Source organism: Serratia sp. LS-1 (genome assembly GCF_003719595.1).
Classification (GTDB): Bacteria; Pseudomonadota; Gammaproteobacteria; order Enterobacterales; family Enterobacteriaceae; genus Serratia; species Serratia ureilytica.
Map to the genome: position 1 here is coordinate 1,424,152 of NZ_CP033504.1, position 17,195 is coordinate 1,441,346.

The 17,195-nt window shown below is 58.2% G+C and carries 16 protein-coding genes; 5 read left to right on the plus strand and 11 right to left on the minus strand.

Features of this window, described 5'->3' with window-relative positions; translation table 11 throughout:
- Nucleotides 1-30: 30 nt before the first annotated feature.
- The 5 genes from EDY99_RS06985 to EDY99_RS07005 all read right to left on the minus strand — a co-directional run bounded on the left by EDY99_RS06985 (nucleotide 31) and on the right by EDY99_RS07005 (nucleotide 6,045).
- Nucleotides 31-783: a molecular chaperone gene (locus EDY99_RS06985; protein ID WP_241157692.1), complete on the minus strand. Its 753-nt coding sequence runs from the start codon at nucleotides 781-783 to the stop codon at nucleotides 31-33.
- The gene (locus EDY99_RS06990) at nucleotides 780-2,120 is read right to left on the minus strand and encodes a fimbrial protein (protein ID WP_089194614.1); all 1,341 of its coding nucleotides are present in this window, start codon (nucleotides 2,118-2,120) and stop codon (nucleotides 780-782) included. Before EDY99_RS06990 ends, EDY99_RS06985 begins: the two co-directional genes overlap by 4 nt.
- A gap of 27 nt (nucleotides 2,121-2,147) precedes the next feature.
- On the minus strand, nucleotides 2,148-4,679 hold the full coding sequence (locus EDY99_RS06995; protein WP_123061618.1) for a fimbria/pilus outer membrane usher protein: 2,532 nt from the start codon (nucleotides 4,677-4,679) through the stop codon (nucleotides 2,148-2,150).
- 20 nt (nucleotides 4,680-4,699) lie between these two features.
- Nucleotides 4,700-5,422: a molecular chaperone gene (locus EDY99_RS07000; protein ID WP_123061619.1), complete on the minus strand. Its 723-nt coding sequence runs from the start codon at nucleotides 5,420-5,422 to the stop codon at nucleotides 4,700-4,702.
- A gap of 89 nt (nucleotides 5,423-5,511) precedes the next feature.
- On the minus strand, nucleotides 5,512-6,045 hold the full coding sequence (locus tag EDY99_RS07005; protein ID WP_042784243.1) for a fimbrial protein: 534 nt from the start codon (nucleotides 6,043-6,045) through the stop codon (nucleotides 5,512-5,514).
- A 375-nt stretch (nucleotides 6,046-6,420) separates the two neighbouring features.
- On the opposite strand from EDY99_RS07005, the gene EDY99_RS07010 reads away from it, so the two are divergent.
- The gene (locus tag EDY99_RS07010; RefSeq protein WP_226773005.1) at nucleotides 6,421-7,104 is read left to right on the plus strand and encodes a helix-turn-helix transcriptional regulator; all 684 of its coding nucleotides are present in this window, start codon (nucleotides 6,421-6,423) and stop codon (nucleotides 7,102-7,104) included.
- A gap of 1 nt (nucleotide 7,105) precedes the next feature.
- Here the strand turns inward: EDY99_RS07010 and EDY99_RS07015 are convergent, their stop codons facing one another.
- Nucleotides 7,106-7,606, minus strand: a complete 501-nt coding sequence (locus EDY99_RS07015) for a helix-turn-helix domain-containing protein (RefSeq protein ID WP_069100075.1) — start codon at nucleotides 7,604-7,606, stop codon at nucleotides 7,106-7,108.
- A 155-nt stretch (nucleotides 7,607-7,761) separates the two neighbouring features.
- On the opposite strand from EDY99_RS07015, the gene EDY99_RS07020 reads away from it, so the two are divergent.
- Nucleotides 7,762-8,196, plus strand: a complete 435-nt coding sequence (locus EDY99_RS07020) for a tautomerase family protein (RefSeq protein ID WP_033652038.1) — start codon at nucleotides 7,762-7,764, stop codon at nucleotides 8,194-8,196.
- An 88-nt stretch (nucleotides 8,197-8,284) separates the two neighbouring features.
- On the opposite strand, the gene ychF is transcribed toward EDY99_RS07020, so the two are convergent.
- Nucleotides 8,285-9,376 carry a redox-regulated ATPase YchF gene (gene ychF / locus EDY99_RS07025; protein ID WP_025302489.1) on the minus strand — a complete coding sequence of 364 codons (1,092 nt, stop codon included), beginning with the start codon at nucleotides 9,374-9,376 and terminating at the stop codon, nucleotides 8,285-8,287.
- Nucleotides 9,377-9,710: 334 nt separating this feature from the next.
- Here ychF and EDY99_RS07030 point away from each other — a divergent pair, with 334 nt between their 5' ends.
- Nucleotides 9,711-11,240: a SulP family inorganic anion transporter gene (locus tag EDY99_RS07030; RefSeq protein ID WP_069100073.1), complete on the plus strand. Its 1,530-nt coding sequence runs from the start codon at nucleotides 9,711-9,713 to the stop codon at nucleotides 11,238-11,240.
- A 37-nt stretch (nucleotides 11,241-11,277) separates the two neighbouring features.
- Here the strand turns inward: EDY99_RS07030 and pth are convergent, their stop codons facing one another.
- Nucleotides 11,278-11,868 (minus strand): aminoacyl-tRNA hydrolase, encoded by a 591-nt coding sequence (pth, locus tag EDY99_RS07035; RefSeq protein WP_033652046.1) that lies wholly within the window; start codon nucleotides 11,866-11,868, stop codon nucleotides 11,278-11,280.
- Between the two features lie 301 nt (nucleotides 11,869-12,169).
- On the opposite strand from pth, the gene ychH reads away from it, so the two are divergent.
- A complete protein-coding gene (gene ychH / locus EDY99_RS07040) occupies nucleotides 12,170-12,448 on the plus strand; it encodes a stress-induced protein YchH (protein ID WP_033642754.1) in 279 nt (92 codons plus the stop codon).
- A 185-nt stretch (nucleotides 12,449-12,633) separates the two neighbouring features.
- Here ychH and prs read toward each other — a convergent pair whose 3' ends face one another.
- The 3 genes from prs to lolB form a co-directional block, all read right to left on the minus strand.
- The gene (gene prs, locus EDY99_RS07045) at nucleotides 12,634-13,581 is read right to left on the minus strand and encodes a ribose-phosphate diphosphokinase (RefSeq protein ID WP_004941061.1); all 948 of its coding nucleotides are present in this window, start codon (nucleotides 13,579-13,581) and stop codon (nucleotides 12,634-12,636) included.
- A 174-nt stretch (nucleotides 13,582-13,755) separates the two neighbouring features.
- Entirely contained in the window at nucleotides 13,756-14,622 is an 867-nt protein-coding gene (gene ispE / locus EDY99_RS07050) for a 4-(cytidine 5'-diphospho)-2-C-methyl-D-erythritol kinase (RefSeq protein WP_046686892.1), read from the minus strand.
- Entirely contained in the window at nucleotides 14,619-15,242 is a 624-nt protein-coding gene (gene lolB / locus EDY99_RS07055; RefSeq protein WP_025302493.1) for a lipoprotein insertase outer membrane protein LolB, read from the minus strand. The genes ispE and lolB overlap by 4 nt, the downstream gene beginning before the upstream one ends.
- 462 nt (nucleotides 15,243-15,704) lie before the next feature.
- On the opposite strand from lolB, the gene EDY99_RS07060 reads away from it, so the two are divergent.
- On the plus strand, nucleotides 15,705-16,877 hold the full coding sequence (locus EDY99_RS07060; RefSeq protein WP_158524172.1) for an acyltransferase: 1,173 nt from the start codon (nucleotides 15,705-15,707) through the stop codon (nucleotides 16,875-16,877).
- Nucleotides 16,878-17,195: the final 318 nt, after the last annotated feature.

A 17,195-nucleotide genomic window follows, 5' to 3' on the forward strand; every position in this document is an offset into this window, starting at 1 on the left:
GTACTTAAAAAAATGCGCTGCTTTTTATCGTTATGGGTTTGCTGTGTATGGCTTGACGATCTGCTGGCCCTGGTCGTTGATGAGGGTGGCCTGAACGGTGGCCCGAGAGGGGAGCGCGGATGCCGAAACGCCGTCGAGGTGATAATCCCGCGAGCTGAATGGCGCGGTCATCATGTCGCTTTCTTGCCGCACCGGGTAATCGCGCCTGTCGGCGTGCACGGCGATGCGCGCGAACGAGAGATAAAACGCCGATCGGTTTTGACAGCGCAGCAGATAACCGTCCGGCGATTTTTGCAGCGTGAATGAGACGGCCTCGGCCGCGTTTTCGGCTTTTCCCTTCAGCGCCCTGGGCCGGTAGAAGATTTTCATCTGGGTGTTCATCGCCAGCGTTACGCGCGACACCAGCGGCGGCGTGGCCGGCCGGGTGGGCGGGATCTCATACAGGTTAAGCCAGAACACCGACTCTCTGTCGGCGGGCAGGTTCGCGCCGGCAAACAGGATCCGCAGCCCTTTCAGCGCCGAAGGCTGCAGCGCGAATACGCTGGGCAGGGCGACAAACGGCGCGCGAGACAGTTCGGGGGCGGCGTTGACGTCACCGTTATCGACCCAGGTTTGCGCCACGATCGGGTAGCCGTTGGTGTTGAGCAGCATCAGGGTTTTTTCCGTCTCGCCCTCGTGAAAGATCACCCGCGTGGCGGAGGCGATGATGCCCGCCTGCGCGCCGATGGAGGTCAGCGCCAGCAGCAGGGCGCATCCCATAATCAGGTATTTCTTTCTCATCATTGCACCTTAACCCAGACGTAGGCCCTGGCATCCACCTTGCCGGCGGTGACGGTCTGGCCAGGCAGCCGGGCGAGCGTGGCGGTGAGCTGGGTGGTGTAGTGGGTAAACCCCGCTGCGGTGCTGCCGCCGCCGCTGGCGCCGTTGAGCACCGGATACCAGCCGGCGTCGCTACCCTGCGGGCATTGCCCGGCGCTGCAGCGCGCCCAGCCGACGAAGTTCATCGGCGCGCCGTTGCCGGCGTTGGCGAGCGCGATGCCCACGCCGGTGGCGACGCTGCTGTCGGTGCCGTAGCCGCTGGAGAGCAGGTAACTTACGCCGCCGTTGGCGCTGACCAACCCGAGCCGCTGCGCCGCGACATAGCTTTCATACGGCACCTGCAGGCCGAGGGCGGTATTGTTGCTGCTGACGCCGGACACGGCGGCGTTGTCGCATTCGATATTGAGGGTGAACTGCGCCTGCGAGGTTTGCCCGGCGGTCAACTGGCTGACGGAGAGGGTCGGCAGGATCACCAGCGGCGTGACGTTGCGCGCCACGCAGGTGGCGGTATAGGTCAAGGAGGAGATCGGTGCGGTGCCCATGCCCATCGCGTTCCAGCGCCCGGTGCCCCAGGTGGCGTAGTTGGTGGCGGAGTCGCTGCCGATAGGATCCGAGGCGATGCCGGGCCCCTGAAAGGTGACATAGCCGTTCGGCTGCGTGCAGGTATAGTTCGAATTGCCGGTGGTCGACGCCATGCCCACCAGCGGGTTGCCGGCGCTGTAGCCGCAGTAGTTGCTGGCGCCCGCGCCCGGCAGCGAGCTGATGCGGATCAGATCGGCGCGGATGGCGCTGAAGTCTTTCACCCGGATCTGGATTTTGTTGCCGACGGTGGCGTAGCGGGTAATCGGCGCCGACTGCCAGTAACGGGTAAAAACCTTGCCGGAATCCAGATGGGTCAAACGAATGCCGACGTAAGGGAAGTAGGTGGCGTAATAGTTGGGGTTGCCGTCCCTGGCGCCCAGATCGTAATAGCCGCCGACGCGATCGTCGCCGTTGGTTGCGAAGACTTCATAAATTTGCCCAACATCGCCGGCATCGCATTCATACAGCACCTTGTTTGGGTCGGGATAGCGGGTGCCGGAGGTCAGATCGAACACGCTGGTGCCCAGCGGCGTGCCGACGGGCTGCAGATAGGTGCTGGTCAGGTTGACCCGACCCAGCGCCGTGCCCACCCCGCAAGGATCGCAGCCGGAGTCGATCCAGGGGGCGACGCGCGTGCATTGCGCCAGCGCCGCGGGCGCGCCGAACAGCGACATGGCGAACAGCGCCGGGGCGGCGACCAGATAAGAAATGCGTTTCATCGTCTCTCCTGAGATAAGTTAAACGGGTTAGCGGCACGGAGCGCTGAGCCGCTGAATCGGGCTGTCTTCCGCGGCGGGCAGGCGATAGTGCAGCGTGCACTGCTGGCCGGGCGCGTCGCCCCAGTTCAGCGTCAGCGTGCCGGCATTCCGGTCGCTGCGCAGATACACCTGATTGGCCTGGCCAACCATGCCTACGCTGTTGCCCGCGTTGTCCAACACGTTGGCGCCCATCGGGATCGGCGCGTTGTCGGGACGCTGTGCGGTAATCAGCAGCGCCTGGCCGCGCACGGTGTTGAAGCGCAGGCGCACCGTGGCGCCGGCGTACGGGGCGACGCGTTGCTGGCCGTCCTCCAGTTCCGCTTTATCATTCATGCCCTCGGGGTTCAGCGCGACGGTGTTGTAGTGATAGGGCACCAGCGCCGGTGCCAGCGCATAGCCGAAGCGATCGACGCGCGCGCCTTGGCCGCCCATCACCTGCGCGCCGTTGGCGCCGGGCGCCTCTATCAGGGCGAAGGTATCACCGACATACGGCCCTAATGTCACGCCGCCGCGGTGCGCCACCACCGCGCCCTGCAGCGACAGTGAGCCTTGTCGATACTGGCGCGCGGTGGAGAACGAGCCGGTGACGTTGGCGTAAGGCAGGCGGGTTTGCAGGTTGCCGCCCCAGATGCTTTGTTGGCGATCGTCGTCGGTGGTGAAGTTCAGACCGTAGCTGACCGGCTGTTCGTCGCCGACGCTGCCCGACAGCGCAGCCTGATAGTTGCCGCCCTGACCCTGGCTGTGGTTGGCCAGCAGCGAGACGCTGGGGGCGGATGACGAACGCCCGAGCGGGAAGCTGAGCGACAGGGCAGTGACGGTTTGCGTGTTCTGCGCCAGCGGCGCGCTGTAGACGTTATCCAACGGCCCGTAGCCGCGATAGTCGCCGTTGCTGTAGCCCAGACTGCGGGTGCGGGTGACGGAGAGGTTAAGCGCCACGCCGTTGCCGAAGGTTTTCCCCCAGCCCAGCTGGAGCTGATTGTCGCGGCCGCGCTGATCGCGGTAGTCCTGGGTCGAGCCGGACATCGTCAAGCTGCCGAACGCGCCCATGCCCTGATTGACGGCCACCTCGAAACGCGAACGCTGGCGGTAGGAATCGGACTGCCAGCGTTGGCCGGTGACGGCGGCGCGCCGCACGCCGAGCACGTCGCTGAGATCGCGGAAGCCTTCGGTGGAGTAACGGTAGCCGGCGATGGATAAGGTGGTGTCCGTCGGGCTGAAGGTTCGGCTGTAAGAGAGATGCAGCATCCAGCCTGAGGCGCCGCCGTCCGGCAGGCTGGCGTGGGAATAGGTGGTGTCCATGCCGAAGGCGCCCAGTTCGCTGCTGTACACGCCGCCCAGCATCATCGCCTGATAGCCGTCCGCCAGCTGGTTGCCGACGTTGAAGGTCAGGGCGTTGGTCAGGCCGTGTTGCCAGGTCAGTTCGCTGAACAGGTCGTTATCGCCGACGTAGCGGGAACGGCCGACGATGGCGGAGTAGCGCGACTGGCCGGGGCGGATGGATTCCGGCACCGCGGCGAACGGCACGGTGAAGGTGCTGACGCTGCCGTCGGCCTCGGTCACCACCACGGTCAGATCGCCGGCGTAGTTGGTGGCGTACAGATCGTTGATGGCGAACGGCCCCGGCGCCACGGTGGTTTCGTACAGCGTGCTTTTACCCTGCAGCACCGTCACGCGCGCGTTGCTTTTCGCCACGCCGCGCACCACCGGCGCATAGCCGCGCTGTGAATCCGGCAGCATGCGATCGTCCGAGCTGAGCTGAATGCCGCGAAAGCCCAGGCCGGAAAAGAAGTGCCCGTCGGTAAAGCCTTCGCCCAGCAGCATTTCGCTGCGCCAGGGCAAGATCGCGCGCTGCACGTAGCGGCGGCTGGTGTCCAGGTGGCCGCCGAACTCCCGATCGTAGCGGTAGCTGGATTGCTGGCGGTAGCGCCAGAGCCCGAGGTTGAACCCGCCGTTCAGGTTGGCGTAGGTCGAGTCGAGGTCGCGGGTTTGCCCCTGTCGGTAGCTGACGTGGTACTGGTTGAGGTTGTAATTGACGAAGACCATCGATTCGCCGCCGTCCAGGCTGGCGGGATTGACGCTGCCGCGCGGCTGGCCGTTCAACAGCGCCTGCGGAATGCTCAGATCCAGGCGCAGCCGCGAGATATCGGCGTTCACCGTGATGTCCTTCAGATCCCGGCCGGGCAGCAGGCATGCCGTTTCGGCCGCCGGCGGATTTTTCAGCCCGAAGCGCGTCAGCTGCGCGCGATCGAAACAGGGCAGTACCTGCTTGCCATCGCGCACGAAACGAATTTGATCGCGCTCGAGAAACTGGCCGTTGAGGTACAGATCGATCTGATAGCTGCCGGGGGCGACGGCGTCCTGTTGGTTGAATTGACTCAGGGCACTGTTGCTCAGCACGCTGCCGCGCAGCAGCGCGGGATCGAAGGTGTAGCCATCGGCGGCGGCGCAGCCCAGCGGCAGCGCCAGCAGCGCGCAACACCAGCGTGCGGGAAGCGGCGTCGCCTTGCGAGCATCGAACATGAAAACCTCCCTGTCTGGTTTCAGCGCGCGACGTTCAGGGTGCGTGTGATTTCCACCCCATAGTCATTGATGACGCGCAGCGCGATCTGCTGCACCTCACCGTTCACCGGCCAGCTGGCCTGCGAAAACGGCGGGATCAGGTCCGCCTGCGGGATCGCGGTGCGTTTTGCGCCGCTGAGGATCGCGGCCTGGCTGACGTTGGCGTAGTAGCCGGTCGGGTTGTCGACGCGCAGCGCGTTGCCGACCTGGCGCAGGCTGAGCTTATCGATGACGTGATTGGCGTCGCCGGCCAGCCCGGCCGGGCGATAGAACACTTTCAGGCGATTGGTGACCACCAGCAGCAGTTTGTTCTTGTCGCTGTCCGTCTGACGCACGGCGGGCACCTGCAGGAAGTTGAGGTAGAACAGCGATTCGCGATCGCGCGGCAGCGGCTGGCCGACGAACGACAGCCGCACCATCTGCCCGCTGTGCGGATTCATGCGGAAGATTTGCGGCGAGGCGACAAAAGGCGCGTCGGCGTTTTCCGGCGTGGACTTGGGGTTATTGATATCGAGCCAGATCTGCATCAGCGCCGGGGCGCCGTCGTCATTGGTGAATTGCAGCGTTTTTTCCCGCGCCTCGGCGGGGTAGATCACGCGATTGCCGAGCAGCGTGACGCTGGCCGACGCGTAGCTGGCGGCAAAACTCATCAGGCAAAACGATAGGGCGGCCCAACGGCGGGCGTAACGGGTTATCTGCTGCATAAACGTGAACCGATAAAGGGAGCGAGTCATTCAGCGCCGTCCGCTAAGGAACGGCGCTGTCATCAACAGGTATGGCGCCTGACGCCGGCTTATCTGTAGGTAATGGCGAACTGTGCGGTGGCGATCACCGAACCGGCCGCTACGCCGGTATCTTCCGCGTAGTAGCGAGCCACCAGGTTCTGCGAGGTGGACGTGGCGTCTTTCGCCAGCGTCATCGCCGACGTGGTGACGGTAGAGCCGCTGGCGAATGACAACGGCGTAGTGGCGTCGCTGTCCAGCAGTTGAATGGAAACCTTGGCCGCATCGCCCGCGTTGCCCAGGTTGCCGTTAACTGTCGGGTTGTTGCCCGCCAGCACGGTTTTGATCGCCGTATCGCTGGTTGCCGCCGCACAGCCCGTGACGTTAACGGTAAAGGTGGTGTCGCCGGCGGTGGCGCCTTTGGTGGCGAGCTGGCTGGCGGCGACGGTCGGCAGCAGAACAACCGGGTTGGATTGGTTGCCGTTAATATTCACCGAACAGGTTTGCGTGCTGACTTCGCCTTTAAATTGCACCGTATTGGACGAGGCGGCCGCACAGGCGCCGGAGAGAGCCAGCATGGATAATGCGACTAATTTAACATTCATGTGAAATGCCCTTTAATTTACTTTAGAGAAAAGCTTTCCTGACAGTAATAATTTACTGACGTGCGGTTGTTGATTAATCATGTTGCGCAATTGTTTTTTAAACGCGTCGGCAAACATGGATTTTCATCCTAACAAACTAAGAATTTTCCCTATAGATATTTTGAATAAGGCAATAAGGCGATGGCTCCTGTTGTTACATTTTCTTTCATTTTCGCTTATATCATACAAAATAGAAAATAGATCTATATCATTGCGTTGCATTTTTATTGAATTGTCAGTTTTTGTGAATGAAATAATTTGAAACATTCATGCCTTTTTTGCGTATTAATCAAAGCGCTGGCTGTTGCGTGATTATTTGAAAAACATGTTATCAAGATGTTTTATATCGGTGTGCTTTGCAGGCGAATTACCCCAAAAAAGAGCAGCGACAAGCCGCCTGAGGTGTGGAAGCATACTTTTACGCTGATAAGGAGAATTAAAGTGAGAGTGATTTATATCGACGGTTCACCGCTGTGCCGTTTGGGGATGAAAACATTATTGGGAGAAGGAGTGATAACCTTATCCTCGCCTAATATTAATATTATTAAAAATATAAGCCCTGCGCCTGATTTAATTATCATGGATTTTCCCCATGAAATTTATCGGTTCGAAGCGTATTTGCGATTTATTCACGCCTCACGTGCTGAATATGAAGGCGTCCGGATACTGTTCTTCGTCGATAAGACTTCGCCGCTGATCCTGGCGTTTATCGCGGCGGCGCAGCCGGATGCGATTTTGCACAAACGGGAAGCGCTACAGGTGGTGCGGGAGACCTGCGCGGCGCTGAGTCGCCGGGAAAAGGCGGGCGAACGGCGCGCGCTGAACAGGCATCGGGCGGCGGCGATCACGCCCGGTGAGGCGGCGGTGCTGTGTGAAACGGCCCGTACGGAAGATATCCGCCTGACCGCGCGGCGGCTGAATTTGCACCCGAAAACCGTTTATTCGCACCTCAACAATGCAGGCAAGAAGTTCGGCATCCGCAATCGGGTGGAATTGCTGAAGATGATTGCGCTGCTGTAGATCACAACGAACGGGCTTGGCCGACGGCCAGCCGCCATTGCGTCATTTCGTCGGCGCCCGGCCCGGCCGCCAGCGCGAGGTTTTGCGCCGGCAGCGATTCGCCGGTCACGGCATCCACCGCGCGCAGGGTGGCAGGGTGGCCGGTTACGCGGTCAACCACGCGCAGCGGCGGCCCGGCCAGCTCGGACAGATTCCATTTGTCGCCAATCTGAATCATCGCCATCACCAGCAGCCCGAGATCTTTTCCTTTCTCCGTCGGCAGATACTCATAACGAGCGGGGCGCGTTTGGTATTGCCGCTTTTCGATAAGGCCGTGGCTTTCCAGGGCCTTGAGCCGGTCGGCCAGCGTATTGTTGGTGATGCCGGTCGAGTGGCGCAGATCGTCATAGCGCGAGAGCCCCAGCAGCAGATCGCGCATGAGAATAGCGCCCCAGCGATCGCCCAATGCCGACAGCACGTGCGCCACCGAGCACGTCATGCCTTCAAACCCTTTTGCTTTCACGTTGCTTTACCTCCGCTTGCCGCCTGATTGCCGAGAATGTTATCGCCTCGGCTTGATAACTTCAATAATTGGAGTTATTACTCTTATTATTGGAGTTTATCATTAACAGCGGCTGATGGCCTGAACGCCGGCCGGAAACCCTAGGAGACAACGCGATGCCACTGTGGCAGATTTACCACCCTGAGCCGGCCTTCAGCGCCGCCGATAAACGCGCGATTGCGCAGAAGGTCACCGCCCTGTACCAGGACTTTTTGCCGCGCTTTTACGTCAACGTGTTCTTCCACGCGCTGCCGCCAGGTTCGGCCTATCTCGGCGGCGAACCGGCCGATGATTTCGTGCGGGTGACCATCGACCATATCGCGCGCGCCATGGACAACGACGCAGAGCAGCAGCAATTCCTGGCGGCCTGCACCCGCATCTTGCACCCCTACATCGCCGCCCGCGGGCAGCGCTGGGAACTGCACGTCGACGAAACGCCGTTCTCGCTGTGGACGATTGACGGATTGAAACCGCCGGCGCCGGGGACGGCGGCGGGCGAGAAGTGGCGCAGCGAGAACCGGCCTTCGGCGTGGGAGGGGGAAATAGGGTGAGACTGGGGATACTCAGGACAAAAAAATCCACGCCGAAGCGTGGATTTTTCCGTTTCCGGCAGCGGAGAAAAGCGCTGCGGAGAGAGGCTTAGACGTTGAACAAGAAGTTCATTACGTCGCCGTCTTTGACGATGTAGTCTTTACCTTCGGAGCGCATTTTGCCGGCTTCTTTGGCGCCTTGCTCACCTTTGTAGGTGATGAAGTCGTCATAGGAGATGGTTTGGGCGCGGATAAAGCCTTTCTCGAAGTCGGTGTGGATCTTGCCGGCCGCCTGCGGGGCGGTGGCACCCACCGGGATGGTCCAGGCGCGCACTTCTTTCACGCCGGCGGTGAAGTAGGTTTGCAGGTTCAGCAGTTCATAACCGGCGCGGATCACGCGGTTCAGACCCGGCTCTTCCAGGCCCAGTTCGGCCATGAACTCGTCGCGCTCTTCGTCTTCCAGCTCGGCGATGTCGGATTCCACGGCGGCGCACACGGCAACCACCACGGAGCCTTCGGCGTCGGCGATTTTACGCACGGTGTCCAGGTACGGGTTGTTCTCGAAGCCGTCTTCGTTGACGTTGGCGATGTACATGGTCGGCTTCAGCGTCAGGAAGCTCAGGTATTTGATCGCCGCCTTGTCTTCATCGGTCAGATCCAGTGCGCGCAGCATGCCGGCGTTTTCCAGGTGCGGCAGGCATTTCTCCAGCGCCGCCAGCTCGGCCTTGGCGTCTTTGTCACCGCCTTTGGCTTTCTTCTGCACGCGGTGGATAGCGCGCTCGCAGGTGTCCAGGTCGGACAGCGCCAGCTCGGTGTTGATCACGTCGATGTCTTCGGCCGGATCGACCTTGTTGTTGACGTGGATGATGTTGTCGTTTTCAAAGCAGCGCACTACGTGGCCGATGGCTTCGGTTTCACGGATGTTGGTCAGGAACTGGTTGCCCAGGCCTTCACCCTTGGACGCGCCTTTCACCAGGCCGGCGATGTCGACGAATTCCATAGTGGTCGGCAGAATGCGTTGCGGCTTGACGATCTCGGCCAGCTTATCCAGACGCGGATCGGGCATCGGCACCACACCGGTGTTCGGTTCAATGGTGCAGAACGGGAAGTTGGCTGCTTCAATGCCCGCTTTGGTCAACGCGTTGAACAGGGTGGATTTGCCTACGTTAGGCAGGCCGACGATACCGCATTTGAATCCCATGTTGTAATCACCTTAAATATCTTAACTATCAGCTGGTTAGGTTTAACCGGCTGCATAAAGGGCAAAATAATGCCGCCATTATACACGTAATGGGCGTTTATCTCGATCAGACTTGCTTGGCCGGGGCGAGTGCCGTGCGGGCGACCGGTTTTTGATTGAGATTTGGATCACATTTACCCATACTGGCCGTTCCGATTAACCGACAGGAAACGCGCCGGATGTATTTCTTGCCTACGCCACCCTGAGCTGTGCCCGCCTGCAGTCTGCCGCGCCTTGCGGTACCCCATACCCGCTACGCGGGGAGATGATGTCATCTGTCATAAGTGAATAATGCATGTTTAACCTGAGTAACGTCAGGATCGCGGACGTTAAAAATGAAGTCCTGGCGGGCTTTGTGGTGGCGGTTTCGATGATCCCCGAGGCGGTCGGCTTTTCGCTGGTCGCCGGTCTTTCGCCGATCGTCGGTTTGCATACCGCGTTTATTATCGGCCTGGTCACGGCGCTGTTCGGCGGCAAGCCGGGCATGGTTTCCGGCGCCGCAGGTTCCATTGTGGTGGTGCTGATGAGCCTGGCGGCGCAGTACGGCATGGGTTACGTGCTGTGGGCCACGCTGTTTGCCGGGGGGATCCAAATCCTGATCGGCGCCTTCCGGCTGGGCAAGTTCATTCGTCTGGTGCCGCTGCCGGCGATCCACGGCTTCGTCAACGGCCTGGCGATCGTCATCATGCTGGCGCAGCTGAAGATGATCGCCGGGCAGGGGCCGCTGATGTACGGCCTGGTAGCGCTGGCGATTGCGGTGGTGGTGCTGTTCCCGCGCCTGACCAAAGCCATTCCGTCTTCGCTGGCGGCGCTGCTGGTGGTCTCGGCATTGGCGATCGGCCTCAACCTGCACACGCTGCGGGTGGGCGATCTGGCGGACATTTCCGGCGCGCTGCCGCACTTCAGTTTGCCGACGGCGCCGTTTACCCTGGAGATGGTGCGGGTGGTGTTGCCCTATGCGGTGGTGATTGCCTTGGTCGGTTTGATCGAATCGCTGTTGACCATGACGGTGCTGGATGAAATGGGCGGCAAGAAGGGGAACGGTAACCGCGAAAGCATCGCGCAGGGCGCCGGTAACGCGGTGTGCGGCCTGTTCGGCTGTTTCGCCGGCTGCGCGATGATCGGCCAGTCGATCATCAACTTTACCTCGGGTGGGCGCGGGCGCCTCTCCGGCACGGTGGGCGCCATCCTGCTGATTTTGTTCGTGGTCAGCCTGTCGCGCTATATCGGCCTGCTGCCGGTGGCGGCGCTGGCCGGGGTCATGCTGGTGGTGTGTTACAACACCTTCGAATGGAGTTCGCTGCGCCGTTTGCGCCGTATGCCGAAGGCAGACGCGCTGGTGATGGTCGCCGTCACGTTGATCACCATCTTTACCGATCTGGCGGTGGCGGTGATTAGCGGGGTGATTATCTCGGCGCTGGTGTTCGCCTGGCAGCAGGCGCGCATCCGCGTGCGCCAGCGGCAGGTGACGGGCGACGTGGCGGTGTATCAACTGGATGGCCCGCTGTTCTTCGGCTCTGCCGCGGCTTTCGCCGAGCTGTTCGAGCCGCAAAGCGATCCGCAGAACGTGGTGCTGGATTTTGCCGGCACCCGGGTGATGGATTCCAGCGGCGTAGAGGCTATCGATAAGCTGACGGCGCGTTATCTGGCGGCGGGAAAAAGCATTCGGCTGCGCCACCTGAGCGGTGACTGCGTGCGCCTGCTCAAGCGCGCCGGGCCGTTTTGCAGCCATGAGCTGGACGATCCGCAGTATTACGTGGCGGAAGAGGGATTCGCCGCCGATGACCGCCGCGTGGGCGAGGAGACCTTCCACCCGCGTGGCTAAAAGCCGGCAGCGGGCAGGGCGCCCGCTGCGGCAAGGTTCAGGCTTGCGCCTTGAAGCTGTGCAGGCGCTGAACGGTTTTTTCCAGCCCGTCCTTCATCAGCATCTCGGTGCAGCGCAGCGATTCGTCGATCGCTTCGTCGATCATCTTCTGCTCGCCGGCCGGCGGCTTGCCGAGCACGAAGCCCACCACCTTGTTCTTGTCGCCCGGATGGCCGATGCCGATGCGCAGGCGATAGAAGTTCGGGTTGTTGCCGAACTTGTTTTGGATGTCTTTCAGGCCGTTGTGGCCGCCGTTGCCGCCGCCGAGCTTGATTTTGGCTACGCCGGGCGGCAGATCCAGCTCGTCGTGCGCCACCAGGATCTCGCTTGGTTCGATGCGATAGAAGTTGGCCATCGCCAGCACCGCTTTGCCGCTCAGGTTCATGAAGGTGGTCGGCACCAGCAGGCGCACGTCGTTGCCCGCCAGGTTCAAACGGGCGGTATAACCGAAGAACTTGCTCTCTTCTTTCAGCTGCTGATTGTGGCGCTGGGCCAGCAGATCGACGTACCAGGCGCCGGCGTTGTGGCGCGTCTGGGCGTATTCCGCGCCCGGGTTAGCCAGGCCGACTATCAATTTAATACTGCTCACTGAGTGATTCGCTATGATCAGGGTAATGGAAAGGGAGTTAGTCTACCTGTCGGGGCGGCGAATGACAAAATCCGATCTCCGCCGTCGTCGCAGGTAACAAAGACGAATGATTCATTAGCTGAATAATTCAATTTGTCCGCTAATTTTCAGCCGTGTGTTAAGAAGTGTCAATAATTCTTTACCATTTGTGATCGCCTCCGCAATCCCCTTGCCGCAGCAAGGGCTATACTTAACTTATCAAAGTGGGTTAACAAGTTGCAGCGTTATCCCGGTTGGCACATGGCAATCATGGAGGTGGCATATGAAACGTAGAAACGCGGACAGAATGGGCAACTTTTTTATGGGGCTGGGCCTGGTCGTGATGATCGGCGGCGTCGGATACTCCATTCTTGCTGAAGTATCGCAGTTCAATTTACCGCAATTTTTCGCCCACGGCGCCATCATGAGCATCTTCGTCGGCGCGCTGTTGTGGCTGGTGGGCGCGCGTATCGGCGGCCGCGAGCAGGTGGCGGATCGTTACTGGTGGGTAAAACACTTTGATAAACGGTGCCGCAACGATCAACATCGTTCGTCGCATTGATTAAAAAAGCAGAAGGGAAGCAAGAGCAGGGCAAGGGAACATCTGCCGTGCATTAAGGTTTGAGGTCATGTCGGACTACAAGTAGAAAACCCGTTGTTGCTCGCGCACCAACGGGTTTTTCTTTTTCTGCTGTCGGGCTCGCTATCTTTCCGGCGCAGTGGGCGCCGCACCGGAAAGACGACGAATCAATGCTCGAACATCGCAGAGATCGACTCTTCGTTGCTGATGCGGCGGATGGCTTCAGCCAGCATGCCGGACAGGGTCAGAGTGCGAACGTTTTTCAGTGCCTTGATTTCCGGCGACAGCGGAATGGTGTCGCAGACGATCACTTCATCAATCACCGAGTTCTTGATGTTGTCCACGGCGTTGCCGGAGAAGATCGGGTGCGTCGCGTAGGCGAATACGCGCTTGGCACCGCGTTCTTTCAACGCTTCAGCCGCTTTACACAAGGTGCCGCCGGTGTCGATCATGTCGTCGACCAGCACGCAATCGCGGCCTGCCACGTCACCGATGATGTGCATCACCTGAGAAACGTTCGCGCGCGGGCGACGTTTGTCGATGATGGCCATGTCGGTGTCGTTCAGCAGTTTGGCGATAGCGCGGGCACGCACCACGCCGCCGATATCCGGAGAAACCACGATCGGGTTTTCCAGATTTTGCTGCAGCATGTCTTCCAGCAGGATCGGGCTGCCGAACACGTTGTCTACCGGTACGTCGAAGAAGCCTTGAATCTGCTCAGCATGCAGATCCACCGTCAGAACGCGGTCAACCCCTACGCTGGAGAGGAAATCGGCGACAACCTTGGCGGTGATTGGCACACGCGCGGAACGCACGCGGCGATCCTGGCGGGCATAGCCGAAGTAAGGGATAACGGCGGTAATACGACCTGCGGAGGCGCGACGCAGGGCGTCGACCATCACAACCAGTTCCATCAGGTTGTCGTTGGTCGGGGCACAGGTGGACTGGATGATGAAAATATCACCGCCGCGTACATTTTCGTTGATTTGCACGCTCACTTCGCCGTCGCTAAAACGACCTACAGCGGCGTCACCAAGGCTGGTGTACAAACGGTTGGCAATACGTTGTGCTAGTTCCGGGGTGGCGTTACCAGCAAAAAGCTTCATATCAGGCACGAGAAGAACCTCAGGCTTGCGTCCAGAGAAGATATTGTCATGCGACATCGCCAAGGGGCAGTCGGCGACGCCGGCGCAATATACATACGGGTATGTAAAACTAAAATTGAGACCGCAGGCAGCGCAGGGATAACAGGGCCAGGTGTGCATGACCCTGCGCAGCGAAACGTTGAGCTACGACTCAAACCGCCCGGAACGGATGCGATGTAGTGGGGAGACGTTAACGCCGCGCGCTACAAAACCACACAACCACTCCGGGGCTTGATTTAACACCTGACGGGCGGCGATTTCTGTGTCGAATTCAGCAAACACACAAGCACCTGTGCCAGTCAGGCGTGACGGGGCGTATTCTAACAGCCATGAAAGAAGCTGTTCAACCTCGCGAAAACGTTTTCTTGCGATCGGTTCGCAATCATTTGCGTACGGCGCCTGCAACAGCTCACTTAAGGAGCGAACCGGGGTGTTTCTTTTCAATTCGGCGTCGCCGAAGATAACCGGCGTCGGGATGCCGACGCCGGGATGCGCCACCAGATACCATTTTTCCTGCGGCTCGGCCGGCTGCAGGCGCTCGCCGATGCCTTCGGCGAAGGCGGCGTGGCCGCGCACGAACACCGGCACGTCGGCGCCGAGGCTGAGCCCCAGCTCTGCCAGTTGGTCGTCGCCAAGACCGCAGCGCCACAATTCGTTCAGCGCCACCAGCACGGTGGCGGCGTTGGAGGAACCGCCGCCCAAACCGCCGCCCATCGGCAGGCGTTTGTCGATGCTGATGTCGGCGCCACGCGGCGCGGTCTGCAGGCCGCGTTCATTGCAATAGCGTTGCAGCATGCGGGCGGCGCGCACGATCAGGTTCTGCTCGTCCGGCACGCCCTCGACCGGCGTCAGCAGGTGAATGCGGTCGTCCTGGCGTGGGTCGATGGTCAGGGTGTCGCCGTAGTCCAAAAACTGGAACAGCGTTTGCAGTAGGTGATAGCCGTCTTCACGACGGCCGGTGATGTACAGAAACAGGTTGAGTTTCGCGGGGGAGGGCCACTGGCGGATCATTTGAGCGTCCAGTTATCCATCTTCAGCTTGATGCGCTGGTCGCCCTGCTGCAGCTCCAGGCGGTTCGGCAGCGTCGGCTGCACTTCGTTGCTGTAGCCCTGGTAATCCACTTTCCAGGTCTGGCCGCCTTGCTGGTAGGTCAGTTTGCTCAGACGATATTGGTCATCCAGCGCAAAATCGCTGGCTTCGCCCGGCAGGCCGAGCATCCACTGGCGCAGGTTGTTCAGCGGGATCGCCATGCCGGTCAGCTTGCGGATCATCTCTTCCGGGTTGTCGCTGACGTAGCGTTTGCCCTGGTTGTCGGTCAGCTGCACCACGTTTTTCTGCACGTTGAGATCCATTTCCGTGCTGCCCAGCGGGTTGGTCAGCAGCAGGCGGTAGCGCTCCGGCGAGAACTGCTGCCAGAAGAAGCGGGCGTAGACTTTTTTCTGATCAGACAAGTAGGCGAAGGAGCCGCGGGTCTGATAGGTGCTGAGCTGTTGCACCGCCTGCTCATGGGCGCGCCACTGCGGTGAGGTTGGGCTGGTGGCCGGGCCGGTCGGCTTGGTGGTGGTACAGGCGGCCAGCACCAGGCTGGCCAGCGGGATCAGACGGAGCAAACTAACTTTGCGTATTGGCATAACTTTCTCTTGTCCTTTTGTCCTTGCGGGCATGCGCGACGAAACCCGGATTCAGCGCTCACGCTAACGGGGCGGCGGCGACGCGTCAATGTCTACTAAGAATACGTAATGCTGGTGGGATAACGCCAGACCTGTTGTTTAACTTTGATGTTGTTGTTCATTAAAAAGGCTTTTTCCTTGCGATGGTAAGAGAAGAACGTGAACGTTAGGGGAATTCTGAAAAACATACTCTCAATGTTTCCGACGAAGCCTACTGCGATATGATTAAAAAGGAAGAATGTTATGAAGGCAACATTTGCCAAGGTTTGTAGCGGTGTCTTTCTAAAACGCTAAGTGGCAGTAATTGCATAGTTTTTGTAAAAAATATCTTTTGAACTCGATGCGGGTATTGGTTAACTTATTGCAAAACACTAAAAAAATGCTACTATTTTCAATCTTTAGCGCATTAATAGAGATTTTTCTGTGAATACTTTACCCACTCAGAAAACTACAAAGCTTAAATGTCTTGATTCTGTCAGAGGCCTTGCCAGTGTGGCTGTTGTGCTTTCCCATTTGTCATTGATTTACTTTGTCTATCTGCATAACTTTATTGGGGAAGATATACCTGAAGACTTTCCTGTCCAAAAGTTTCTTCATCACTCTATTTTTGGTTTTCTCTACTCTGGAACATCTGCCGTTTTTGTCTTTTTTGTCATGAGTGGGATCGTTTTATCCCGGGGGATTGAAAAAAGAAGTGATGAATATTACTTCATAACATCATTTACACGGTATTTCAGATTGGCTATACCCGCCACTTTTTCATGTTTGTTGATGTTTGTTGTATTGTTTTTTATTTCTGCTAGTGATCAGCACATTCCTGGGATTTCAGGCTGGCTTGAACCATTCTTTATTAAGTATCCATCTTTGATTGATGCCTTTTCGTATGGTGCGGTGGGTGCCTTTATAGGCCCACCTGTTTGGAGTGGGCACATATATAATCCTGTGTTATGGACTATGAAAATTGAGTTGATTGGTTCATTATTTGTCTATGTCGCCTGTGTGCTTTTTAAAAGAAGTAAAATTTTATCGCTTGCTGTTTTTTTTGTTTTATCAATGGCAATCTTACCGTTTAGTACTCTCATTGCTTTAAGTATGGTTTGTTTCTTTTGCGGGTTTATTTATTCAGCATTTAATATAAATTACAAAAATAATCTGCTGGGTATTATGTTGGTTATTATTGGGTTGTATTTGGCTGGGGTTCATAACGATAGTGAAAGTTATCGTTGGTTAACCAATTTGGTTAAAGGACGTTCATATCTACTCTTCAATTTTATTTCTGGTATAATGATTGTTTATGGTGTACTTACCAGTAATTTAATTAGTCGGGCTTTGGAGAATAATCTGTTGGTTTATCTGGGGAAACTTTCTTTCCCTATCTATGTCATTCATATTCCGGTGATCATGCTTACAATCTATTTAACTCGTGATTTGGCTACGACGTCGGTTGCCAGCATGTTGACCGTATCGGCCATTTCTCTGGTAGGTACCGTATTGTTAGCGCGCTTTGTGGTACCGGTGGATGATTTTTCCATCAACTTCTCGAAGCGCGTGTACAATAAAATCACTGGGCTGCGGATGGTCAGGAGAATTGAGTAATCCACGACGTGCGTCGGGCCGCTCTGCGGAGGGCTCGACTACCGCCTGGTAGAACGTATTTTTAAGCCCGCATAGCGGGTTTTTAGCTCATAATTTTGCTATGGCATGCCGTTCTGTCTGCGATTCGCGTGGCGTCACCAGCGAGCAGCGAAGGTAAAGCGTTCACTATTTTGACAACATTATGAATTTATTGATTTTCATCGATTGATGTCATCTATGACAGCGATTGAACGGAAGATGCGGTTGTTACTTTTATTGATCCCGCGCATCAAGTAGAATGCCGTTCAACGAGAACCCGTACCAAGATAAGTATTACTC